We start from the raw sequence: 18,543 nt of genomic DNA, 5'->3' as shown, positions 1-18,543 counted from the left end.
GTAGACGAATCCCTCGAGGGGCCGGTGGTCGGTCCGGTTCCAGACACCCCGCGCGTTCGCGACCGGCTGCTGACCGAGGATCTCGTGACCGAAGTGGACGTTGAACCGCCAGAAGTCGATCAGCTCGCAGGCCGCGTCGATCTCGGCCTGGTAGGCCGTCTTCGACTGACCCAGCATCGTGGCCGCGTTGATCCGCTGCCGCCACGGACCCGCCAGCAGGTCGGCCGCCTTGGGGATGATGGAGCACTTGTCGTCGAACGGCATCCGCTGCCACGGCAGAGCAGCAGCCTTGGCGGCCTTGAGAGCGGCCTCGGCGTCGTCGGTCGTGGCGTTCTTGAAGGTGCCCAGGACGTGCTGGTGGTCGTGCGGCTGCACGACCTTCATCTCGGCCCCGCCACCGTCGCGCTTCTCCCCGTCGACGTGGGCCGACAGGTCGTGCTGCTGGCCCTCGAGCCGCGCGAGCTCCGCCTTCAGCTCAGCCCGCTCGGGAGTCCCCGGGGCGTAGGTCAGGTTGGTCTCGTTGGTGGGAGCCGGCGGGAAGGTGATCGCGTCCATGGACCGACCCTAGCGACCCGCCAGCAGGTCCGTTATTTCCTGGCTGGCGTACCAGGCGAGGTCGTCGTCCGGGTCCGGGTCGTCGTCGAGGTCGACGTGCACCGACGCCCACATCGTCCGGGGTACGCCGCCCTCCATCTCGACCACGTCGGCGGCCAGCACCACGCGGCGCTCCGATCCACTCGAGAGCTGCGCGGAGGCGTCGGCGGCGGTCATCAGTGCGGCGTACTCCGCCTCCTCCGACTCGTCCTCCGCGACGAACTTCTCGACGTCCGCGGGCACCGACCCGGCCGCGGCGACGTCAGCGAGACGCTGGAAGGTGAGGGGCAGGTAGACCCTCACTTCTTCTTCCCCCTGCCGCGAGCCGGCACCGCCGGCTCGCCCTTCTTGCGGCCCCTCGGAGCACGCTGGCGCGACTCGCTGGCTGACTCCTTGAGCTCGTCGAGGGACTCGAGGAGGCACTGGCCGAGCGTGTCGACGTCGGGCAGGGCGTCGCGGTCGGCCGTGACGCCGTAGAAGACGCGCCCGTCGTAGGAGGTGACGCCGATCGAAAGCGCGTGGTCGGGGAACAGCGGATGCACCGGGTAGGTCTCGACCATCCGGGCGCCACCGGCGTAGAGGGGGAACTGGGGACCGGGCACGTTGGTGATCGAGAGGTGGAAACCGCGGCGCAGCTCATCGGCTGCCACCCGCGACCCGAGCGCATGGAACGTGGTCGGCGCGAACCCTGCGATCCCGGCGAGGCGGTCGGCTCCCACGCCACGGCCGGTCTCCTTGTGCGCACGGAAGCTGTAGCTCACCTGGTGCAGCCGCACGACGGGTGAGGCCTCCGAGATGGGCAGGTGGACGAGGTGCGCCGCGATCTGCGTGCCCAGCGACGTGGGCTCGAGCTCGTCGTCGATCACCGACATCGGCACGATCGCCTTGAGGGTCTTCAAGCCCGCCATCGACTCGGTGCGCGTCATCAGCCAGCCGCGTAGGCCGCCGGTGATGGTGGCCAGGATGACGTCGTTGATGGTGCCGCCGTGGACGCGGCGGATGCGCTTGTAGTCGTCGAGCTGGGTGTCGATCGACAAGAAGCGCCGTTGCTGTGACAGGCGACGGTTGATCGGGGACGACGCGACGGGCCGGCGGCCGGCCAGCGCTCCCGCCACGTCACCGAACCGCTGTCGGGTGGCGTTCGCCGTACGGATCAGTGAGGCGCTGTTGGCACGCGCGGTGTTGAGGATCGTGACGGGGTTCTCGAGGGAGTCCGTGAGGGCACCGAGGGCCAACGAGAGCGAGTCGGGGCGCCCCTGCGGGTGCCACTCGTCGTGCCCGAGCCGGGGCCGGTCCGGCTCCGTGTCCAGCAGGACCTGACCGATGTCGACGGTCTCGCGGCCGTCCACCAGGATCTGGTGGCTCTTGGTCAGGATCGCGATGCGTCCCTGCGCCAGCCCTTCGACGAAGTAGGTCTCCCACAACGGACGCGACCGGTCGAGCGGCCTCGACGCGATCCGGGCGACGAGCTCGCGGAGCTGGTCGTGGTCGCCCGGGCGCGGGAGCGCCGAGCGACGCACGTGATAGCTGAGCTCGAAGTTCGGGTCGTCCACCCAGACCGGTGTTGCCAGCCGGCCGGGGATCGACTGCAGGCGCTGCCGGTAGCGCGGGACGAACGCGATGCGGTCGGCGATCAGGTCGACCAGCCTGGCGTAGTCGAACCCGGACTCACCCGGGTCGAAGATCTCCAGGGTGGCGTTGTGCATCGGAGTTCGGGGGGACTCGGTGGCCAGGAACGCCAGGTCCCGCGGCCGGAGCCGCTCGCTCATGTGTGCCCCTTCGTCATGGTGTCGCGTACCACAGCCTCCCAGCCCCGGGCACGGACATTGTCACCCCGCGTGGGATTGTGACAGAGAACATCTCACGGAGGAGAGCACCCCATGACCCCCACACTGTCTTCGCGCTCGCGAGGAGTCGCGACGCTGGTCCTTGCAACTGCCATCGCCCTCGGAGCAACCGGCTGCGGCGACGACGCCGAGCCCGTCGACGCGGCCGAGCCGACGAGCGCGTCACCCGAGACGCCGTCGGACTCCAGCTCCCCCACCGAGACCGCATCTCCGGACGATCAGGTCATCGACATCACCATCGCGGACGGGAAGGTCGTCCCCAACGGCGAACGGGTCGACGCCGCCGTCGGCGAGGAGGTCATCCTGCGGATCACCTCCGACGCGCCGGACGAGCTGCACGTGCACGCCACGCCGGAGCAGGAAGTCCCCATCGAGGTCGGCACCACCGAGGTGCCGCTGACGTTCGACCGACCCGGCGTGGTCGAGGTGGAGTTGCACGAGCTCGAGGTCGTGCTCGTCCAGCTCGAAGTCCGCTGACGTGGACGAACGCCTCCTCGCGCACGGGCTCGGCGGGGCCAAGGATCTTCCGCTCTCGCTCGACCTCGCCATTGCCGGTGCCGTCGCCGCTCTGGTCGTCTCGTTCAGCGTGTTGGCGATCGCGTGGCGCAGGCCCCGCTACGACGCCGCGTCGAGTGGCCGCCCGGCACCCCTCTGGCTCGACCGGCTGACCAGCTCGACGCCGTGGCGGGTCGGGTGGCGGGCCTTCGGCATCGTGGCGATGCTCTACGTCGGCTGGGCCTCGGTGGCCGGCCAGGACACCTTGGTCAACCCGTTCCTGGGGGTCTTCTACGTCCTCGTCTGGGTCGGCGTCATGCTGCTGTCGGTGCTCGTCGGGCCGGTGTGGAAAATCATCAGCCCCAGCCGCACGATCAACCTGCTGCTGGCCAGGCTGTCGGGAAGCAAGCCCGGGGAAGGCCTCTACTCCTACCCGATGCGGTGGGGCTACTGGCCCGCGGCACTCGGCCTCTTCGCCTTCGTCTGGCTCGAGCTCGTCTACCCGAGCTCGACCGACATCGGGGCGGTCCGGCTGTGGTGTGCGGCCTACCTCGGGATCATGCTCCTGGGCGGCGCTCTCTTCGGCGACACGTTCTTCGCCCACGCGGATCCCTTCGAGGTCTACTCCTCGCTGGCGGCCAAGCTCTCCGTGTGGGGTCAGCGCGACGGTCGGCTGCTGGTCCGGTCGCCGCTGGCCAACCTCGACACCGTGAGCGCCAAGCCGGGGCTGGTGGGTGTCGTGGCGGTGCTCTTCGGCAGCACCGCCTTCGACTCCTTCAGGGAGTCCGACCGCTGGGTGCAGTTCGTCCAGCGGTCGAGCATCGACAGCTTCGTGCTCAACAACCTGGCCCTGCTGGCCTTCTGTGTCTCAGTGGGGGTCATCCTCGCCACGGCCACCATGGCGACGGGCGTCGCCGAGGGCGTACGCCGCAGCGCCCTGCCCGACCTCTTCGCGCACTCGGTCGTGCCGATCATCATCGGCTACATCGTGGCCCACTACCTGAGATACCTGGTCGAGTACGGCCAGATCACCCTCGCCCAGCTCAGCGACCCGCTCAGCCGCGGCGACAACTACCTCGGCACCGCCGACCTGGGCGTGAACCTCTGGTTGACCTACCACCCCGAGTTCCTGGCGCGCCTGAAGGTGATCGCGGTCGTCGTCGGGCACGTGCTCGGGGTGATCGCCGCGCACGAGCGGGCCGTCCAGCTGCTGCCCGCGAAGCACCAGCTCACCGGTCAGCTGCCCCTGCTCTTCGCGATGGTCGGCTTCACCGTGGGCGGGCTCTACCTGCTCTTCGCGAGCTGATCAGAACAGGCGCGGGCTCAGGCTGGTCGACGAGGAGGCGCTGTCCACCGACGTCCGTTGGCTCCGACCGCCCAGGTCCACCGGCCCGTAGGGCCAACCCTCGGGAAGGTAGTCGATCGTCGAGATGACATCGCACGTGAGGCGATCTCCGTAGACCTTGTCCAACGGGTCGATCGGGCCGACGAAAATGACCCGGTCGTTCAGCCCCTCGTTCGCGGTGCCGATGTCGTCGTAGTCGTCGCAGTAGATCTCGTCCCGGACACCGTCGTCGTACAGGTAGACCGTGTCGGTGGCCTGCTCTGAGTAGACCTTGTCCGCTCCGGGTCCCACGAAGATGGTGTCGTCGCCCTCGTCACCCTTGATGTAGGCGTCGTTGCCTTCGCCATCGATCAGGATGTCGTTCCCCGGTCCTCCGTTGAGCGACCAGTCGTCACCCGGCCCGCTCTCGAGATAGTCCTCCCCGTCGCCCCCGATGAGCTTGTCGTTGCCATCGCCGCCGGTGAGGCGGTCGTTCCCGGGCCCCCCGTTGAGCTCCGGACCACCGACAGTGCCGCCGATGACTGCCGGAGACCCGTCGTTGCCAGGTCCACCGTCCATGACGTCGTTGCCCGGACCGCCGTTCATCCGGTCGGCGCCGTCAGCGCCCGCGAGCAGATCGTCGCCCGAGGCGCCGGCCATTTCGTCGTCACCGAGACCACCGTCGACCGAGTCGTTGTCGCCGTTGCCGTCGAGCTCGTCGTTGCCGTCGCCACCGAGGACCGTGTCGTTGCCGGTGCCGGCATCGACCGCGTCGTCCTCGGTGCCCGCGTCGATCGTGTCGTCGCCCTCGGCGCCGAGGATGGTGTCGATGCCCGACCCGCCCAGCAGCACGTCGTTGTTGCCCTGACCCTGCAGTGAGTCGTTGCCCGTGCCGCCGTCGAGCCGGTCCAGCCCGACTGCGCCCACCAGCTTGTCGTCGCCACCGCCGCCCACGATGCTGTCGTTGCCCGATCCACCCTTCAGCGAGTCGTTGCCCGAACCACCGTCGACGGTGTCGTTGCCGGAGCCGGACAGGACCGTGTCCCCGCCGCCCTTGCTCTTGATCTTGTCGTGACCGCCGAGCGAGGCGATGCGGTCGGCACGGCCGCTGCCAGTGATGTTGTCGTTGGCGCCCGTCGCGCCGGCGTGGGCGAGCCCGGACACGGACAGGGACATGGCCAGGACGAGAGGGGCGAGCACGTACGCGCTGGATCGGTTCACGAGTGTCCTAGGTCGGGGGTCTGTCACATAGCCGGGGGCCGACGCTCAGGGAACCGCACGCTAGGGACGCGCGTGGGCGATCAGGAAATAGATGGACCTTTCGGGGGGTCCGGCCCTGCCCGAACGGACTATCGGTCGATCCGAGACGGTCGGACCCCTTCCGAACGGGCTACGTGCCTGCCCCCCGTTGGGCAGTGTCAGCGCCGTACACCGGACTCGTGCCGATCAGACTCCGGCCGATCAGAACAGGCGCGCGTCCTCGGACGTCGTGTACGCCGCAGGTGCGGAGACCCGGGAGTTCTGACCGCCCGACGCGATCGGACCGTAGGGCCAGCCGGCCGGCAGGTAGTCGATCACGGTGATCGACTCGCACGTGCGTCGGTCAGCGTCGATCTTGTCGAGGGGGTCGATGGCGCCGATGTAGTAGACGCGGTCGTTCTTGCCCTCGTTGGCCGTGCCGATGTCGTCGTAGTCGTCGCAGTAGAACTCGTCGCGGACACCGTCGGGGTAGAGGTAGATCGTGTCGTCGCCCTGCTCCGAGTAGACCTTGTCCGCGCCCGGACCGACGAAGATGGTGTCGTTGCCCTCGTCGCCCTTGATGTACTGGTCGTTGCCGTCGCCGTCGACGATCGTGTCGTCGCCGGTGCCGCCGCTGAGCGACCAGTCGTCACCGGGGCCGCCGTCGAGGTAGTCGTTGTCGTCCCCGCCGATGAGCTTGTCGTTGCCGTCACCGCCGGTGAGTCGGTCGTTGCCGGGACCGCCGTTGAGCTCGGGGCCGCCTTCGGTGCCGCCATCCACCGCCGGGGAACCGTCATTGCCGGGCCCGCCGTCGAGGACGTCATTGCCGTCACCTCCGTTGCTGCGGTCGGCGCCGTCTCCGCCCAGGATCGCGTCGTCCCCCGAGGCTCCGGCCAGGTTGTCGTCGCCGAGGCCGCCGTCGATGCTGTCGTTGTCGCCGTTGCCGTCGAGGTCGTCGTCGCCGTCGCCACCGATGACGCTGTCCTCACCAGTGCCGGCGTCGGCCGTGTCGTTGTCCGGTCCGGCATCGATCGTGTCGTTGCCCTCGGCTCCGAGGATGGTGTCCACACCCGTTCCCCCGAGGAGCACGTCATCGCTGCCCTGACCCTGGATCGAGTCGTTGCCCTCCCCGCCGTCCAGGGTGTCGAGACCGACCGCACCGATGAGCTTGTCGTTGCCGAGTCCACCGGTCACGCCGTCGTTGCCGGCGCTGCCGGCCAACTTGTCGTTGCCCGTGCCGCCGGCCAGGACGTCGTCGCCGGGACCGCCCTGCATCGAGTCGTCTCCGGATCCCCCGTCGACGCTGTCGTTACCCGGACCCGACAGGATCGTGTCCTTGCCGCCCTTGCTCTTGATCTTGTCGTTGCCCCCGAGCGAGACGATCCGGTCGGCGCTGCCGCTGCCGTTGATCCTGTCGTTGGTGTTCGTGGCACCCGCGTAGGCGGCGAGGCCAGGAAAGGACAAAGCCATGGCCAGGACGGAGGGAGCGATCAAACGCGCGCGCGAGCAGTTCACAACGATCCTTCGGTGTCCTACGGAGCCGGGGGGGCTGACTCAGTAAAGCCGATTTGTGGATCTTTTGTGGCATTAACGTGGATATTCAGCAACGGCCCACGGGGGGCCGGGGGCAGGCTCAGCACGACCCGGTCAGCGGCGCAGGATGCCGCGGCGCGCCCCTCGGCGCCGCGCAGGCTCCTTGCTGGCCGACGCGGGGAAGACAGCGTCGACGACGCCACCCAGAGCCCGCACGAGCGGGGTCTCGCCGCCCTCGCGCAACGACGCGCCCGCCACCAGGGCCCGGTCTGCGGCGGTCTGGTCATCGGGGAGGAGGTGAAGACCGGACACGCGGGAGAAGCCCTCGACCATCCCCGCGATCTCGCGCTCGGACCAGCCGAGGCTGGAGCGCATCCGGTTGACGACGACGCGGACGGGCACGCCGCCGGTCACCTCTCGTAGGTCGACCAGACCGCGGGCCAGTCGCGAGAGGCCCACGGGGTCGGCTGCACCCACCACGACGATCTCATCTGCCATCCCCAGGGACGTGAGGGTCATGGCGTTGCGGGACGGACGAGCAGCGAAGTCACCTGCGGGGTCGTCCTCGAGGCTGAACCCGGTGTCGACGACGACGTCGCCCATGGCCCCCGCCTCCTCGAGCACCGACTCCAGGTGCGTCGGGCGCACCTCGATCCAGCGGTCCGCACGCGGCAGGCCGGTGATCACGGTGAGCCCATCCCCCACCGCTCGAGCGGTGGAGCCGAAGCGCTCGGCGAGCTGGCCGGCCGCGGCCAACCTCGCGGCAGACAGCAGCCCGGACACCTCGTCGAGGATGCCCAGCTGCTGCGCGACACCACCGCCGTAGGGGTCTGCGTCCACCAGGACGGCCGAGCCGCCCCGACTCGCGAGCTCGCAGGCGAGGGACACGGCAACGGTGGTGCGACCCGGGGCGCCACCAGGACCCCACACGGCAACGATCCGCCGCCCACCGGCGCCGTTGTCCTGAACGCGGGGCTCGGGGTCGTGTCCACCCCGCACCTGTGTGTCGGCCACGTCCTCGACGTCGGTGACCACCTCGGCCAACGGGTCCAGGTCGTCGCAGGCGACCAGCGCCCCGATCCCCAGGCGTGCCGCGCGAGCACGGACGTCGAGGTCATCGACAGCCGCGGTCGAGACGGCGACCGGACGGACGGCATAGCGCCTCAGATGGGTCACCGCCGACGGATCCAGACCGGGAGCGTCGAGCCCGACGACTGCCACGTCGGCCTGACCACTGGTGGCCGTGGCGAGCAGGTCGTCGACATCGACACAGCGCTTGAGGACGACGACGCCATCAGTCCCTGTCAGCCGGGCGAAGGCGTCCGACTCCCACGCCGCCCCCGAGGCCATCATCAGCACGCAGATCATCGACTTGCTCCCCGCCTCAACCGCGGACGAGCACGCGTACGCGCTGGTCCTCGCTGGCCGCGAGGATCTCGGCCAGCGCCCCGGACTCCGACTCGGGGATCCCCAGCACCAGCTGGCGGCCCCGGCTCACGCTGCCGAGGGAGTCGGCAGCGGACGGCGCATCGATCACGACCACGTCGGAGAGGACGGTGTTCGGCTCGGCCGTCTCGTTCTCGCCCTCGCCGCGCGTGCCGGCCGGGGCACCGGCTTCGGGGGCACCGTCGTCAAGGGCACCGTCGTCGAGGGCACTCTCCTCGGGGATGACCAACAGCTCGATCACCGAACCGGTGCCGATGTTGGTCGGGATCAGCTCGGGAGGAAAGGCCAACGACACGATCACCGTGTCCGCTGCATCCCCGGAGCCGATCGCCCCGGCGGGAACGAGCTCTCCGGCACCGAGGCCGCGGACGACCCGGAGGTCCTCGGGCAGCGGCTCGGAGGTGCGCAGGTATCGCTCGAGATCGGCACCGTCACCGAAGCGCACCGACCGCGAGGTCAGGTCCTGCGCCCGGAGCGTGTCGCCGGGTGCCAGGTCACGAGTCACGGCCCACACGGTGACCGAGTCGTCGGCCGAGCCCAGGACGCGCGCCCCGGCGATCACCGAGGCCGCCACGATCAACACCCCGATCCACAGCCTCGGATCTCGCCAACCGGGAGGCTGGGCGCGGGTGGCGGCGGGCACGTCGGCAGCGGCTGTGGTCCGAGACACCGGGACATCATGGACCGTCGGCCCCATGGCTCACGAGGGGTTGTCCACAGGTGCGAGAACGATCAACTGTTCTGCACAGGCCGGCGGAGCGGCGTACCGTCCCCGGCGCCTCCAGTGGCACCATGTCGCCATGGCCCCCACCGCTCGCTTCCTCACGCTGGCCGACGTGGCAGAAGTGCTCAACACGTCGAGCGCACAGGTCTACGCCCTCGTGAGGCGCGGTGACCTGCCAGCCATCAAGATCGGCGGCCGCGGCCAGTGGCGGGTCGAGGCGACGGAGCTGGAGAAGTACATCGAGCGGATGTACGACGAGACCAAGACCTTCGTCTCTGCCCACCCGTTCGTGGAGAGCGAGAGCGGCCGCGGCGACGAGGCCTGACCTCGCTCAGCCGACCTCGCCGTCCAGGGTGATCTCGACCGACTGCTCCGAGCCGTCGCGCATGATCGTGAACTCGATGGTGTCGCCGGGCTGGTGGGTGCGGATGGCCACGATCAGGGCGATCCCGTCGGCGACGAGCTTGCCCTCGACCTCGGTGACCACGTCGTCCTTGAGCAGGCCGGCGTCCTCGGCGGGAGTGCCGGCGTTGACCTTCTTGATGAGCGCACCGGTGGACTCGGCCCCGCCCGTCTGCACGGTGGCCCCGATCACCGGATAGCGCGCCTCACCGGTCTTCAGGATCTGGTCAGCCGTGATCCGGACCTGCTCCATCGGGATGGCGAACCCGACCCCGATGTTGCCCGAGGCGCCGCCTCCCAGGCCACCGCCTCCAGTGGTTGCGATCGCGGAGTTCACGCCGACGACCTCGCCCGCGAGGTTGACGAGCGGCCCGCCGGAGTTGCCGGGGTTGATCGCGGCGTCGGTCTGCACGGCGTTGATGTAGGACGAGGTGTTCTCCGCGTCACCCGTGGTGACCGGTCGGTCCAGGGCGCTCACGATCCCCGAGGTCACCGTCTGGCTGAGGCCCAGCGGAGACCCGAAGGCGATCACCGGGTCACCGACGCGCAGGACGGAGGAGGACCCCAGGGCGGCCGGCTGCAGTCCCTCGGGATCCTCGACCAGCAGGATGGCCAGGTCGTAGACCGTGCTGCGTCCCACGACGCTGGCCTCGTGGCGCACGCCCAGGCTGTCGACGACCTTGATGGGTCCCTCGTCCTCGGCCGCCGCGGCGACGACGTGGTTGTTGGTGACGACGTGCCCCTCGCGGTCGAGGACGAACCCGGACCCGGTGGCGCCCTCGTCCTCACCCTCGAAAGCGGCGATGATCTGCACGGTGCTCGGCAGCAGCTCATCGGCGACGGCGGCGATCGACCCGTTGTGGGCGTCGAGAGGAGCCGAGTTGCGCGTCTGCACCGACTCGAGGCCATCGTCGAACCTCGATGGACCGTCGTCGAGCTGGTCATAGCCGAGTGCCCCCAGGAGCCCTCCCATCAGGCCCACGAGCAGCGACAGCGCCGCGACCACGGGCCAGACCCAACCAGACACCGGCGCCTTGGCCAGCTGTTCCCGGTGCACCGGCATCACCGCAGTGGGCGCACCCGGGCCGTACGCCGGCGGCAGGGGCCCCGCACCGGGTCGCGGACCCCATGGCGACGGCTGGGCCGGGACGGGGAAGACCGGGCCGGGGGCCGGGCCGGCCGGGTGGGCGCCGGGATCGGATTGCTCGTGGCCGCTCGGCCCCTGGTCCAACTGTGCGGCCGGGGGCTGCTCAGCAGCGACGGGGTGCGACTGGGACGGCGAGGTCCAGCTGGTGCCGGAAATCGGCTGGGTGGGCTCGTCGTCCTCGCGGTGCACGTCGGGACCGCCGGAGTCGGGGTCTGGGGTGCTGGGGCGGAACTTGTCGTCGCTCACGGAGTCATTCTGACCGGTGGCCCCTGAGACTCCATCTCCATGTAGGCAGCGATCCTGGTCAGCGGCGTGTCACTCGCGTTCCGAAGGCGTCGAGACACCGGGCGCGAAGGAGGCTCGGCCGGGCCATCGTCCAGGGCCGGGTTGGAGCTGGGCGTCGGCCGCGAGAGGTCGCTCGGGGCTCGACGGTCGAGCTGGGGGGTACCTGCTGCCCCGAGCACCAGGACCCCGACCACGGCGGCACCAGCGGCGCCACCGCCGATCGCCGCGAGCGAACGGTGACGAAAGCGGGGGCTGGTCGAGGCCGCGAAGCGTGCCGGGACCAGCGACGCCTGCCCGGCCGGCAGCGTGCACGATGCCAGGAGCGAGTCCTTGAGCCGGCTCGGCGCACCGCAGTCGGTGCGGTCGGCAAAGGAGAGACCGGCCAGCCTGGTCTTGATCCAGCCCTCACGCTCGACGAGGTCGCGGCACGGGTGGCACTCATGGACGTGCGCCCAGGCGCGCTCCTCCTCGTCGGGCGGCAACCGGCCGTCCAGCAGCGCACTGACACGCGGGCCGAGGTGCATCACGCGCCTGCCCTCGTGGCCCCGGTGGACCCGGCGTCGACACTGGGCCCGGCGTAGCGCTTGCGTCCCTCGGTCGGCGCTCGATGGACCAGCGCTCGTCTCAGCATGGCGCGCCCGCGGTGGATGCGGGAGCGGACCGTGCCGAGCTTGGCGTCGAGGATGTCGGCGATCTCCTCGTAGGTCAGACCTTCGACGTCACACAGGACGACAGCGGCCCTGAAGTCGGGAGGAAGCGTGGCAAGGGCTCGTTCGATGTCGTCGTCGAAGCGTTGGTCGGCATAGGCCAGCTCGGGCGCGACGTCGGCGCTCTCCAGACGCGCCGCCCGCTCGTCGGAGAGGGCGTCGAACCGGATCCGTTGCTTGCGGCGCGCCCCGTCGAGGAAGAGGTTGGTGGTGATCCGGTGCAGCCACCCCTCGAAGGCGCCTGGGGTGTAGGTGTCCAGCGAACGGAACACGCGGACGAAGACCTCCTGCGTGAGGTCCTCGGCGTCCGGACGGTTGCCGGTGAGGCGGTAGGCCAGGCGGAACACGCGATCGGAGTGGTTCTCGACGATCTCATCCCAGGTGGGGACCCCGACCACTGCCTCGCGTGCGTCGCTCACGGGTGCCTCCTGGCGTTGCAGCTGTTGACCGATCAGTGTCCTGACCTCCTCAAGCTAGGCGCCGGGTCTGAGAAGAACCTGTGAACCTCGTCGTGCCCAACCCAACGGTCGGCCGGACTCGTGTGTTCCCGTTCACGTCGAGCAGGAGCGATAGAGTCGGCCGCAGAGCAACCCTCGGCACCTCGCACCCGCGTCACTTGTCTCCAGGAGGACACCATCACCACCCCGATCAAGCCCGCGAGCTGGACCTACGCCGAGCAGTTCGTTGCGGAGGACGACGTCCTCGCCGCGGCGCGAGCCCGCGCGGAGGAGGTCGGCGTCTCCCCGATCAGTGCGGGCGGCGGGGCGGCCCTGCGCTTCCTGGCCTCGGTGCTGGACGCGCGCGCCGTGGTGGAGATCGGCACCGGCACCGGTGTCTCGGGCCTGTGGCTGCTCCGCGGCATGCGGTCGGACGGAGTCCTGACCACCGTCGACATCGAGGCGGAGCACCAGCGCCTCGCCAAGGAGACCTTCAGTGATGCCGGCATCCCCGGCAACCGGGCGCGCACCATCGCCGGCGCCGGGCTGGACGTCCTTCCACGGCTGACGGACGGTCACTACGACCTGGTCTTCTGCGACGGTGACAAGCGTGAGTACGCCGCCTACCTCGCCGAGGCGGTCCGGTTGCTGCGTCCCGGCGGTGTGGTGGCCTTCGACAACGCGTTGTGGCACGACCGGGTGGCCGACCCTGCCCAGCGCGACGACGAGACGACCGCGATCCGTGAGCTCGGCAGGACGATCGCCGACAACGAAGCCCTCGTGTCCGTCCTGCTGCCGGTCGGTGACGGGCTGCTCGTGGCCAAGAAGGTCTGGAAGCCCGAAGCCTGAGCGCGGGGCGGTTCCACGGCGCGGCGCCACACCCACATTCCACCGCTCCGGGAATGTGGCTCACGCACCCCCGGGCCCGAGGCTGGGCAGAGGGGTCAGAAGCGGGGTGCGGCGGTGAAGCCGTCCCAGCCCTCGGCGATCGCCACGATGTCGCAGGCCTCGATCAGGATCGGCGGCGAACCGATGATCTTCGAGCCCGGAGACTCAGCCGCCGTCTTCTCGAAGGCGGATTGGAACTCGGCGCGCGCCTCCTCCGTGGCGAAGACGTAACAGCCCTCGAACCACTGTCCGGGCACCTGGCGCCATACCTTGAAGTGCAGGCCGGCCATGCCGGTGAACCGGGCGTGGGAGGTGTCGGCGACGTACGCCGCAAGCTCCTCCTCGACGCCGTCCGCGGCATCGACGAGGGACCACCGAACAGTCAGACCCTTCATCACACGATTCCTTCCAGGGGGGATTCGGAGCCGAGCCACGCCAGCAGCAGTCGCGGACCGAAACCGGTGGGGCCCTTGGTCCACTCGTAGCGCTCGGCCGGCGCATCGGCGATGGAGGCGAAGTCGATGTGGGCCCACGGGACGTCCCCGGCGAAGTGCTGGAGGAACAAGGCCGCGGTGATCGCGCCTGCTCCCCCGGCGGAGTTGTCCCCGTCGGCGACCTTGGACCTGACCTGCTCCTCGTAGTCGCGCACGAGCGGCATCCGCCACAGCGGCTCACCCGAGGACGCGGACGCGTCGGCGAGCAGCCCGGCCAGGGCGTCGTTGTTGGCGAAGTAGCCGCCGGTCCCCTGTCCGAGCGCGACCTTCATGGCTCCGGTGAGCGTGGCGACGTCGACGAGGACGGCCGGGTCGAGCTCCGCGACGGCGTACGCCATGGCGTCCGCCAGCACCAGGCGGCCCTCGGCGTCGGTGTTGGTGACCTCACTCGTGCGGCCGCCGTAGTGACGGATCACGTCGCCGGGGCGCATCGCGCTGCCGCTGATGGCGTTCTCAGCGGCCGGGACGAGGCCGATCACCTTGACCCGGCAGTCGACGTCGCGAAGCGCCGCCATGGTGGCCAGCACCGCGGCCCCGCCGGACATGTCGCGCTTCATCGACAGCATGCCCTCGGGCGGCTTGATGTCGAGGCCACCGCTGTCGAAGGTGATGCCCTTGCCGACCAGCACGACGGTTGGCGTCTTCCTGGTCCCACCACGGGGCGTGTAGTCGAGACGGATGAGTCGCGGCGGGGTGTCGGAGGCGCTGCCGACGGCGAGCACGCCCTCGAAGCCCTCCTGAGCCAGCCGTGCGTCATCCCAGATGGTCACGTCGAGGCCGGCGGACGCCGCCAGCTCTTCGGCCTGCTCGGCGAGCCAGGCGGGGTTCTTGAGGTTGGACGGCACCGAGGCAAGCATGCGCGAGCGCCAGCCGGCGCCCCCGGCAGCGAGCGCGCGGGCGAGCTCGTCGTCGGCGTCCTCGTCGATCGTTCCGGCCAGCACGATCCGGGCCACCGGCACCTCGGTGGGAGCCGAGGATCGCCAGTGGAAGCCGAAGGAACCGAGCATCGCGCCGATCACGAAGGCACCGAGGGCCTCGCCGGTGGCGATCGCGGTGATCGACGACGCGACGCTCGCACGGTCCTTGGTGGCACGCGCCACGGTGGCGCCGGCGCGCCGGAAATCGGTGACGGACTGCTCGCCCAGTCCGACGAGCAGGAGCAGCTGGACGTCGTCGTGGACGACCGGGACGGTGATCGCCTCGCCGGTGCGACCGGTGGCCTTGTGCACCTCGAGAATGCCGAGCAGGTCCAGCCCGAGCAGGTCACCGGCTTCCTCAGCGCCGGGGCCGAGCGCCAGGGAACCACCCTCGCCGTCAGGCGGGATCACCGGCAGCGCCCACACCTCGGCTCCGCCGATCTGGTGTGGAAGGGCCGGGCTGAGCGCGAACTCCGGTGGGGAGACCTGGACAGGAAGCTGTGGGGTCGTGGCCACGATCAGCCGACGACGTCCTTGAGCGCATCCCCGAGCGCTGCAGCCTCGTCGGCGTTGAGCTCGACCACGAGGCGGCCACCGCCTTCGAGCGGGACGCGCATGACGATGCCGCGACCTTCCTTGGTCACCTCGAGAGGTCCGTCACCCGTCCTGGGCTTCATGGCGGCCATGGGCGCACCTTCCTGATTCTCACTCCAGTGGCCCACCCGAAGGCGGCTCCACATGCGAAATCGAGGTGGCGTGGCCCTCTCGACGGCGTCGTACTCCATCCATTATCCCTCATGCCAGAAGTGACGCGGACCACAGGTCGCCTCAGGCTCCCCGACCTGCCACATTTGCCTGCGCGTACGCCGCCTGCAGACGACCACCAGGTCGGGCAGCCAGCGGGACAGCCGGTCGGGCAGACTGCGCTCATGACCGACTCCACCAGCCAGCCGTCCGCCCCGTCCGCCGGTGACGGCGGGGAGCCCGTCCTGCTCAGGGTCGCCGACGGCGTCGCCACGATCACCCTGAATCGGCCGGCGGGGCTCAACAGCCTCGACATCGCCACCAAGGAGCTCCTGCGCGACATCGTGCAGGCGGTTGCCGACGACGAGGCCGTGCGGTGCGCCGTCCTCACCGGGTCCGGCCGCGGCTTCTGCGTCGGGCAGGACCTCAAGGAGCACATCGAGCTGCTGCGCACCGGCGACAGCGACGCGTTGTTCACCACGGTCGAAAAGCACTACAACCCGATCGTGACCGCGTTGGCGACCATGCCCAAGCCGGTCATCGCCGCGGTCAACGGGGTCGCAGCCGGGGCCGGCGCCTCGCTCGCCCTGGCCTGTGACATGCGGGTGCTGGCCGACACGGCGGGCTTCAACTTCGCCTTCGCCGGCGTCGCCCTGTCCTGTGACACGGGAGCCAGCTACCACCTGCCCCGGCTCGTCGGCCAGGCCAAGGCGCTGGAGCTGCTCTACTTCCCCAGCACCATCCCGGCCGATGAGGCGCTCAGCCTGGGCCTGGCCAACCAGGTCGTCCCGTCATCCGACCTCGAGGCCACCGTGAGCGCCCTCGCCGCACGCCTGGCTGCCGGACCCACCGTGGCGTTCGCCGCGATCCGGCGCTCGGTCGCCTACTCCTCCCAGCACTCCTTCGCCGACTCGCTGGCCAACGAGGGCGAGATGATGAACCTCACAGGTGCCACCGAGGACCACGCCGCCGCTGTCGCCGCGTTCGTGGCGAAGCAGAAGCCGGTCTTCCACGGTCGCTGAGCGACCCGGGACGCTGGCTCGGGCTCAGCCCGGGCCGCGGGTGGCGCCGAGCACCCTGAGCAGCTGGCGGGGTGCCTCGGCCGTCATCCGTTGCCGGGCTGGGCGTGCGGCGTACTCCACGGTGAGGGCGGAGCCCTCGAAGCGCGCGTTGAACCAACCCGTCATCGTCCCGTGGCAGAGCCCACCGCAGTCCAGCCTTGTCTGCGGCGGCCACAGTGCTCGAGCGAGCCTGCGCGCGAACCGCGGGTCCTTCGTATCGGTGTCCACGCCGTTCAGCGGCTGGTGGAAGTTGATCACCCGAGCCGGGTCGATGCGTCGCAGGAAGCCCATCACGGCACCTGTCTCCGGCTCGCTGGCCGGTCGCGGCCCAGACTCGTAGTTGCCGTCGAGATCCACCCAGTCGTTGGGATAGTTGCGGTTCAGGTCGACGCCACGGGCATGGCGACGCGAGTGCCGCGCGAGCCCGTCGGGGTTGTAGGTGGGGATCACCCCCAGGTCGATCCCCCGGATCGGACGGCGGTCGCGCAGGCTGGTGAGGATCTGGCGGGTGTGCGGCTCGTTGCCGTGCATCGTGGAGATCATGACGACGCGGCGTCGGCCCGGCTCCCCCAGCCGCCAGACCCGGATCGGGCGGCCGGTCACCGAGTGGCCGATGACCCGTCGCTCGACGACCGCGGGTGGCGGGTCCTCGTCGCCGTACGCCGTCGTGCTGGTCAGCGAGGGCGGGTGCTGCCCTGCACGGGACCGGCCAGCACGGGACCGCCCAGCACCGCGGCCGCCACGATCGCCAACCGGGCGAGGGGGCGACTCACACGATCGCCGTGAGGTAGGCGTAGGTGAAGAAGAGCACGCCGCCCAGCAGCCCGACGTGAGCCAGCACGGAGAGCCACGGTCCCTTGCTCCACGAGTCGGTCGCGCCGGACCTGGCGTGCCTTCCGCGGGCGGGCATCCACCGGGCCAGAATCATCAGCCCGAGCAACGTCGTGAGCCACCACAGGCCCAGCGCGAGGATCCCCGTGCCGAGGCTTCCGGGGACCGACTCGAGCGGAAACACCAGGAAGGCCACCCACAACACCCACGCCCCGGCGCCGGCGGCGGTGTGTGCCAGCAGCAGTCGGTGACTGATCTGGACCCGGCCGGCCGTGGTCCCTCCGCCGAGGCGGAGCCGGGTGAGGACGACCACCACCGCTGCCAGCACAGTGAGGACATAGACGAGCATTTCGAGGAACATTGGCGCCGAGTGTGCCTCAGACGGGATCGGCGCCGCCACGCGGCGCTTCGTCGGCGTCGCTGGCGCGCCTCGAACCCTCGTCGAGCTGCTCGGCCAGCCGCGCCAGCAAGGTGTCGACCTCGCTCATGCGGTAGCCGCGGAAGGCAAGCGAGAAACGCACCCGGCGCAGGTCGTCCCCGACGAGGGGTCCCGCCGGCACGCGGACGTCTGGGCGGTCGTCGTACTCCTCGGGAAGGGAGCCGGCACGGCCCGAGGCCACGAGCGCGACCCCGCCCATCGCGAGAACGACCAGGATGGCGAAGAACCACATCATCGGCTCACTCCGGCCGCTCGGCGGCAGGTGTCTCGATGCGGCCCTGCCGAGCCTTGACCATGAGCTCAACAGCCAGCTCGACGTCATCGGTGACGGTGAACATCTCAAGGTCCGCGTCGGTGATCTTGCCTTCCTGGAGGACGGTCTCACGCAGCCAGCCGAGCAGGCCCTGCCAGTAGGCGGTGCCGAGCAGCACCACCGGGAACGAGGTCACCTTCTGGGTCTGGACGAGCGTGAGCGCCTCGAAGAGCTCGTCGAGGGTGCCGAGGCCGCCCGGCAGCACGACGAAGCCTTGGCTGTACTTGACGAACATGGACTTGCGGGCGAAGAAGTAGCGGAAGTTGATGCCCTTGTCGACCCACTGGTTGAGCCCGGCCTCGAAGGGCAGCTCGATGCCGAGGCCGACGCTCACCCCGCCCGCCTCGCTGGCCCCCTTGTTCGCAGCCTCCATCGCGCCGGGTCCGCCGCCGGTGATCACCGCGAAGCCCTCCTCGGTGAGCCGCCGTCCGACCTGCTCCGCGCGGACGTATTCGGGGTGGCCCACCGGCGTCCGGGCCGAGCCGAAGACCCCGATGGCCGGGCCGATCTCGGCCAACGCCCCGAAGCCCTCGACGAACTCGGACTGGATGCGCAGCACCCGCCACGGGTCGGTGTGCACCCAGTCGGCCGTCCCTCGGGAGTCGAGCAGGCGCTGGTCGGTGGTGGTGCCCTCCTGGACCTGACTTCGACGCGTCATCACCGGGCCCTTGAACCG

General features: G+C 70.1%; 22 protein-coding genes. 5 read left to right on the top strand and 17 right to left on the bottom strand.

What is annotated here, in order from left to right; all coding sequences use genetic code 11:
• From JWN68_RS14225 to JWN68_RS14215, 3 genes are all read right to left on the bottom strand, one after another.
• The coding region (locus JWN68_RS14225; RefSeq protein ID WP_297740017.1) for an aldehyde dehydrogenase family protein at window positions 1-555 on the bottom strand (555 nt) is incomplete at its 3' end.
• A 9-nt stretch (window positions 556-564) separates the two neighbouring features.
• Entirely contained in the window at window positions 565-897 is a 333-nt protein-coding gene (locus JWN68_RS14220) for a hypothetical protein (protein WP_297740016.1), read from the bottom strand.
• Window positions 894-2,363, bottom strand: coding sequence for a wax ester/triacylglycerol synthase family O-acyltransferase (locus JWN68_RS14215; protein WP_297740015.1), 1,470 nt, complete (start codon window positions 2,361-2,363; stop codon window positions 894-896). Before JWN68_RS14215 ends, JWN68_RS14220 begins: the two co-directional genes overlap by 4 nt.
• Before the next feature lie 111 nt (window positions 2,364-2,474).
• Here JWN68_RS14215 and JWN68_RS14210 point away from each other — a divergent pair, with 111 nt between their 5' ends.
• Both JWN68_RS14210 and JWN68_RS14205 read left to right on the top strand, forming a co-directional pair.
• Window positions 2,475-2,918: a hypothetical protein gene (locus JWN68_RS14210; RefSeq protein WP_297740013.1), complete on the top strand. Its 444-nt coding sequence runs from the start codon at window positions 2,475-2,477 to the stop codon at window positions 2,916-2,918.
• 1 nt (window position 2,919) lies between these two features.
• Window positions 2,920-4,242: a hypothetical protein gene (locus tag JWN68_RS14205; RefSeq protein WP_297740012.1), complete on the top strand. Its 1,323-nt coding sequence runs from the start codon at window positions 2,920-2,922 to the stop codon at window positions 4,240-4,242.
• Here JWN68_RS14205 and JWN68_RS14200 read toward each other — a convergent pair whose 3' ends face one another.
• The 4 genes from JWN68_RS14200 to JWN68_RS14185 form a co-directional block, all read right to left on the bottom strand.
• Window positions 4,243-5,481 (bottom strand): calcium-binding protein, encoded by a 1,239-nt coding sequence (locus tag JWN68_RS14200; RefSeq protein WP_297740011.1) that lies wholly within the window; start codon window positions 5,479-5,481, stop codon window positions 4,243-4,245.
• A gap of 240 nt (window positions 5,482-5,721) precedes the next feature.
• Window positions 5,722-6,969 (bottom strand): calcium-binding protein, encoded by a 1,248-nt coding sequence (locus JWN68_RS14195; protein ID WP_297740009.1) that lies wholly within the window; start codon window positions 6,967-6,969, stop codon window positions 5,722-5,724.
• A 177-nt stretch (window positions 6,970-7,146) separates the two neighbouring features.
• Window positions 7,147-8,400 carry a hypothetical protein gene (locus JWN68_RS14190; RefSeq protein WP_297740007.1) on the bottom strand — a complete coding sequence of 418 codons (1,254 nt, stop codon included), beginning with the start codon at window positions 8,398-8,400 and terminating at the stop codon, window positions 7,147-7,149.
• A 16-nt stretch (window positions 8,401-8,416) separates the two neighbouring features.
• Window positions 8,417-9,148 carry a hypothetical protein gene (locus JWN68_RS14185; protein ID WP_297740005.1) on the bottom strand — a complete coding sequence of 244 codons (732 nt, stop codon included), beginning with the start codon at window positions 9,146-9,148 and terminating at the stop codon, window positions 8,417-8,419.
• A gap of 130 nt (window positions 9,149-9,278) precedes the next feature.
• Here JWN68_RS14185 and JWN68_RS14180 point away from each other — a divergent pair, with 130 nt between their 5' ends.
• Window positions 9,279-9,527: a helix-turn-helix domain-containing protein gene (locus JWN68_RS14180; protein ID WP_297740003.1), complete on the top strand. Its 249-nt coding sequence runs from the start codon at window positions 9,279-9,281 to the stop codon at window positions 9,525-9,527.
• 6 nt (window positions 9,528-9,533) lie between these two features.
• On the opposite strand, the gene JWN68_RS14175 is transcribed toward JWN68_RS14180, so the two are convergent.
• Genes JWN68_RS14175 through sigE form a run of 3 tightly spaced genes read right to left on the bottom strand, consistent with a single transcriptional unit; the run spans window position 9,534 to window position 12,183 of the window.
• On the bottom strand, window positions 9,534-10,997 hold the full coding sequence (locus JWN68_RS14175; RefSeq protein ID WP_297740001.1) for a trypsin-like peptidase domain-containing protein: 1,464 nt from the start codon (window positions 10,995-10,997) through the stop codon (window positions 9,534-9,536).
• A complete protein-coding gene (locus JWN68_RS14170) occupies window positions 10,994-11,563 on the bottom strand; it encodes a zf-HC2 domain-containing protein (protein ID WP_297739999.1) in 570 nt (189 codons plus the stop codon). Before JWN68_RS14170 ends, JWN68_RS14175 begins: the two co-directional genes overlap by 4 nt.
• Window positions 11,560-12,183, bottom strand: a complete 624-nt coding sequence (sigE, locus tag JWN68_RS14165) for an RNA polymerase sigma factor SigE (RefSeq protein WP_297740023.1) — start codon at window positions 12,181-12,183, stop codon at window positions 11,560-11,562. The genes JWN68_RS14170 and sigE overlap by 4 nt, the downstream gene beginning before the upstream one ends.
• Before the next feature lie 195 nt (window positions 12,184-12,378).
• Here sigE and JWN68_RS14160 point away from each other — a divergent pair, with 195 nt between their 5' ends.
• Window positions 12,379-13,029: an O-methyltransferase gene (locus JWN68_RS14160; protein WP_297740021.1), complete on the top strand. Its 651-nt coding sequence runs from the start codon at window positions 12,379-12,381 to the stop codon at window positions 13,027-13,029.
• Between the two features lie 95 nt (window positions 13,030-13,124).
• On the opposite strand, the gene JWN68_RS14155 is transcribed toward JWN68_RS14160, so the two are convergent.
• From JWN68_RS14155 to JWN68_RS14145, 3 genes are read right to left on the bottom strand one after another with little or no spacing between them, the layout of a single operon-like run.
• The gene (locus JWN68_RS14155) at window positions 13,125-13,463 is read right to left on the bottom strand and encodes a hypothetical protein (RefSeq protein ID WP_297739997.1); all 339 of its coding nucleotides are present in this window, start codon (window positions 13,461-13,463) and stop codon (window positions 13,125-13,127) included.
• The gene (locus JWN68_RS14150; protein WP_297739995.1) at window positions 13,463-14,995 is read right to left on the bottom strand and encodes a M17 family metallopeptidase; all 1,533 of its coding nucleotides are present in this window, start codon (window positions 14,993-14,995) and stop codon (window positions 13,463-13,465) included. The genes JWN68_RS14155 and JWN68_RS14150 overlap by 1 nt, the downstream gene beginning before the upstream one ends.
• Before the next feature lie 2 nt (window positions 14,996-14,997).
• The gene (locus JWN68_RS14145) at window positions 14,998-15,165 is read right to left on the bottom strand and encodes a DUF3117 domain-containing protein (RefSeq protein ID WP_211730817.1); all 168 of its coding nucleotides are present in this window, start codon (window positions 15,163-15,165) and stop codon (window positions 14,998-15,000) included.
• Window positions 15,166-15,408: 243 nt separating this feature from the next.
• On the opposite strand from JWN68_RS14145, the gene JWN68_RS14140 reads away from it, so the two are divergent.
• Window positions 15,409-16,245 carry an enoyl-CoA hydratase-related protein gene (locus JWN68_RS14140; protein ID WP_297739991.1) on the top strand — a complete coding sequence of 279 codons (837 nt, stop codon included), beginning with the start codon at window positions 15,409-15,411 and terminating at the stop codon, window positions 16,243-16,245.
• A gap of 24 nt (window positions 16,246-16,269) precedes the next feature.
• Here the strand turns inward: JWN68_RS14140 and JWN68_RS14135 are convergent, their stop codons facing one another.
• The 4 genes from JWN68_RS14135 to JWN68_RS14120 all read right to left on the bottom strand — a co-directional run.
• Entirely contained in the window at window positions 16,270-16,962 is a 693-nt protein-coding gene (locus JWN68_RS14135; protein ID WP_297740019.1) for a M14 family zinc carboxypeptidase, read from the bottom strand.
• Between the two features lie 91 nt (window positions 16,963-17,053).
• Window positions 17,054-17,476 carry a hypothetical protein gene (locus tag JWN68_RS14130; protein WP_297739989.1) on the bottom strand — a complete coding sequence of 141 codons (423 nt, stop codon included), beginning with the start codon at window positions 17,474-17,476 and terminating at the stop codon, window positions 17,054-17,056.
• Window positions 17,477-17,492: 16 nt separating this feature from the next.
• Window positions 17,493-17,789 (bottom strand): DivIVA domain-containing protein, encoded by a 297-nt coding sequence (locus tag JWN68_RS14125; protein WP_297739987.1) that lies wholly within the window; start codon window positions 17,787-17,789, stop codon window positions 17,493-17,495.
• A 4-nt stretch (window positions 17,790-17,793) separates the two neighbouring features.
• On the bottom strand, window positions 17,794-18,543 hold a 750-nt coding region (locus JWN68_RS14120; RefSeq protein ID WP_297739985.1), incomplete at its 5' end, for a TIGR00730 family Rossman fold protein.

Origin of the sequence: Nocardioides sp. (genome assembly GCF_025964975.1) — a bacterium.
GTDB lineage: Bacteria > Actinomycetota > Actinomycetes > Propionibacteriales > Nocardioidaceae > Nocardioides.
The sequence above is the reverse complement of the archived record's forward strand: the minus strand, read 5'-3'. Positions and strand labels throughout refer to the sequence as shown.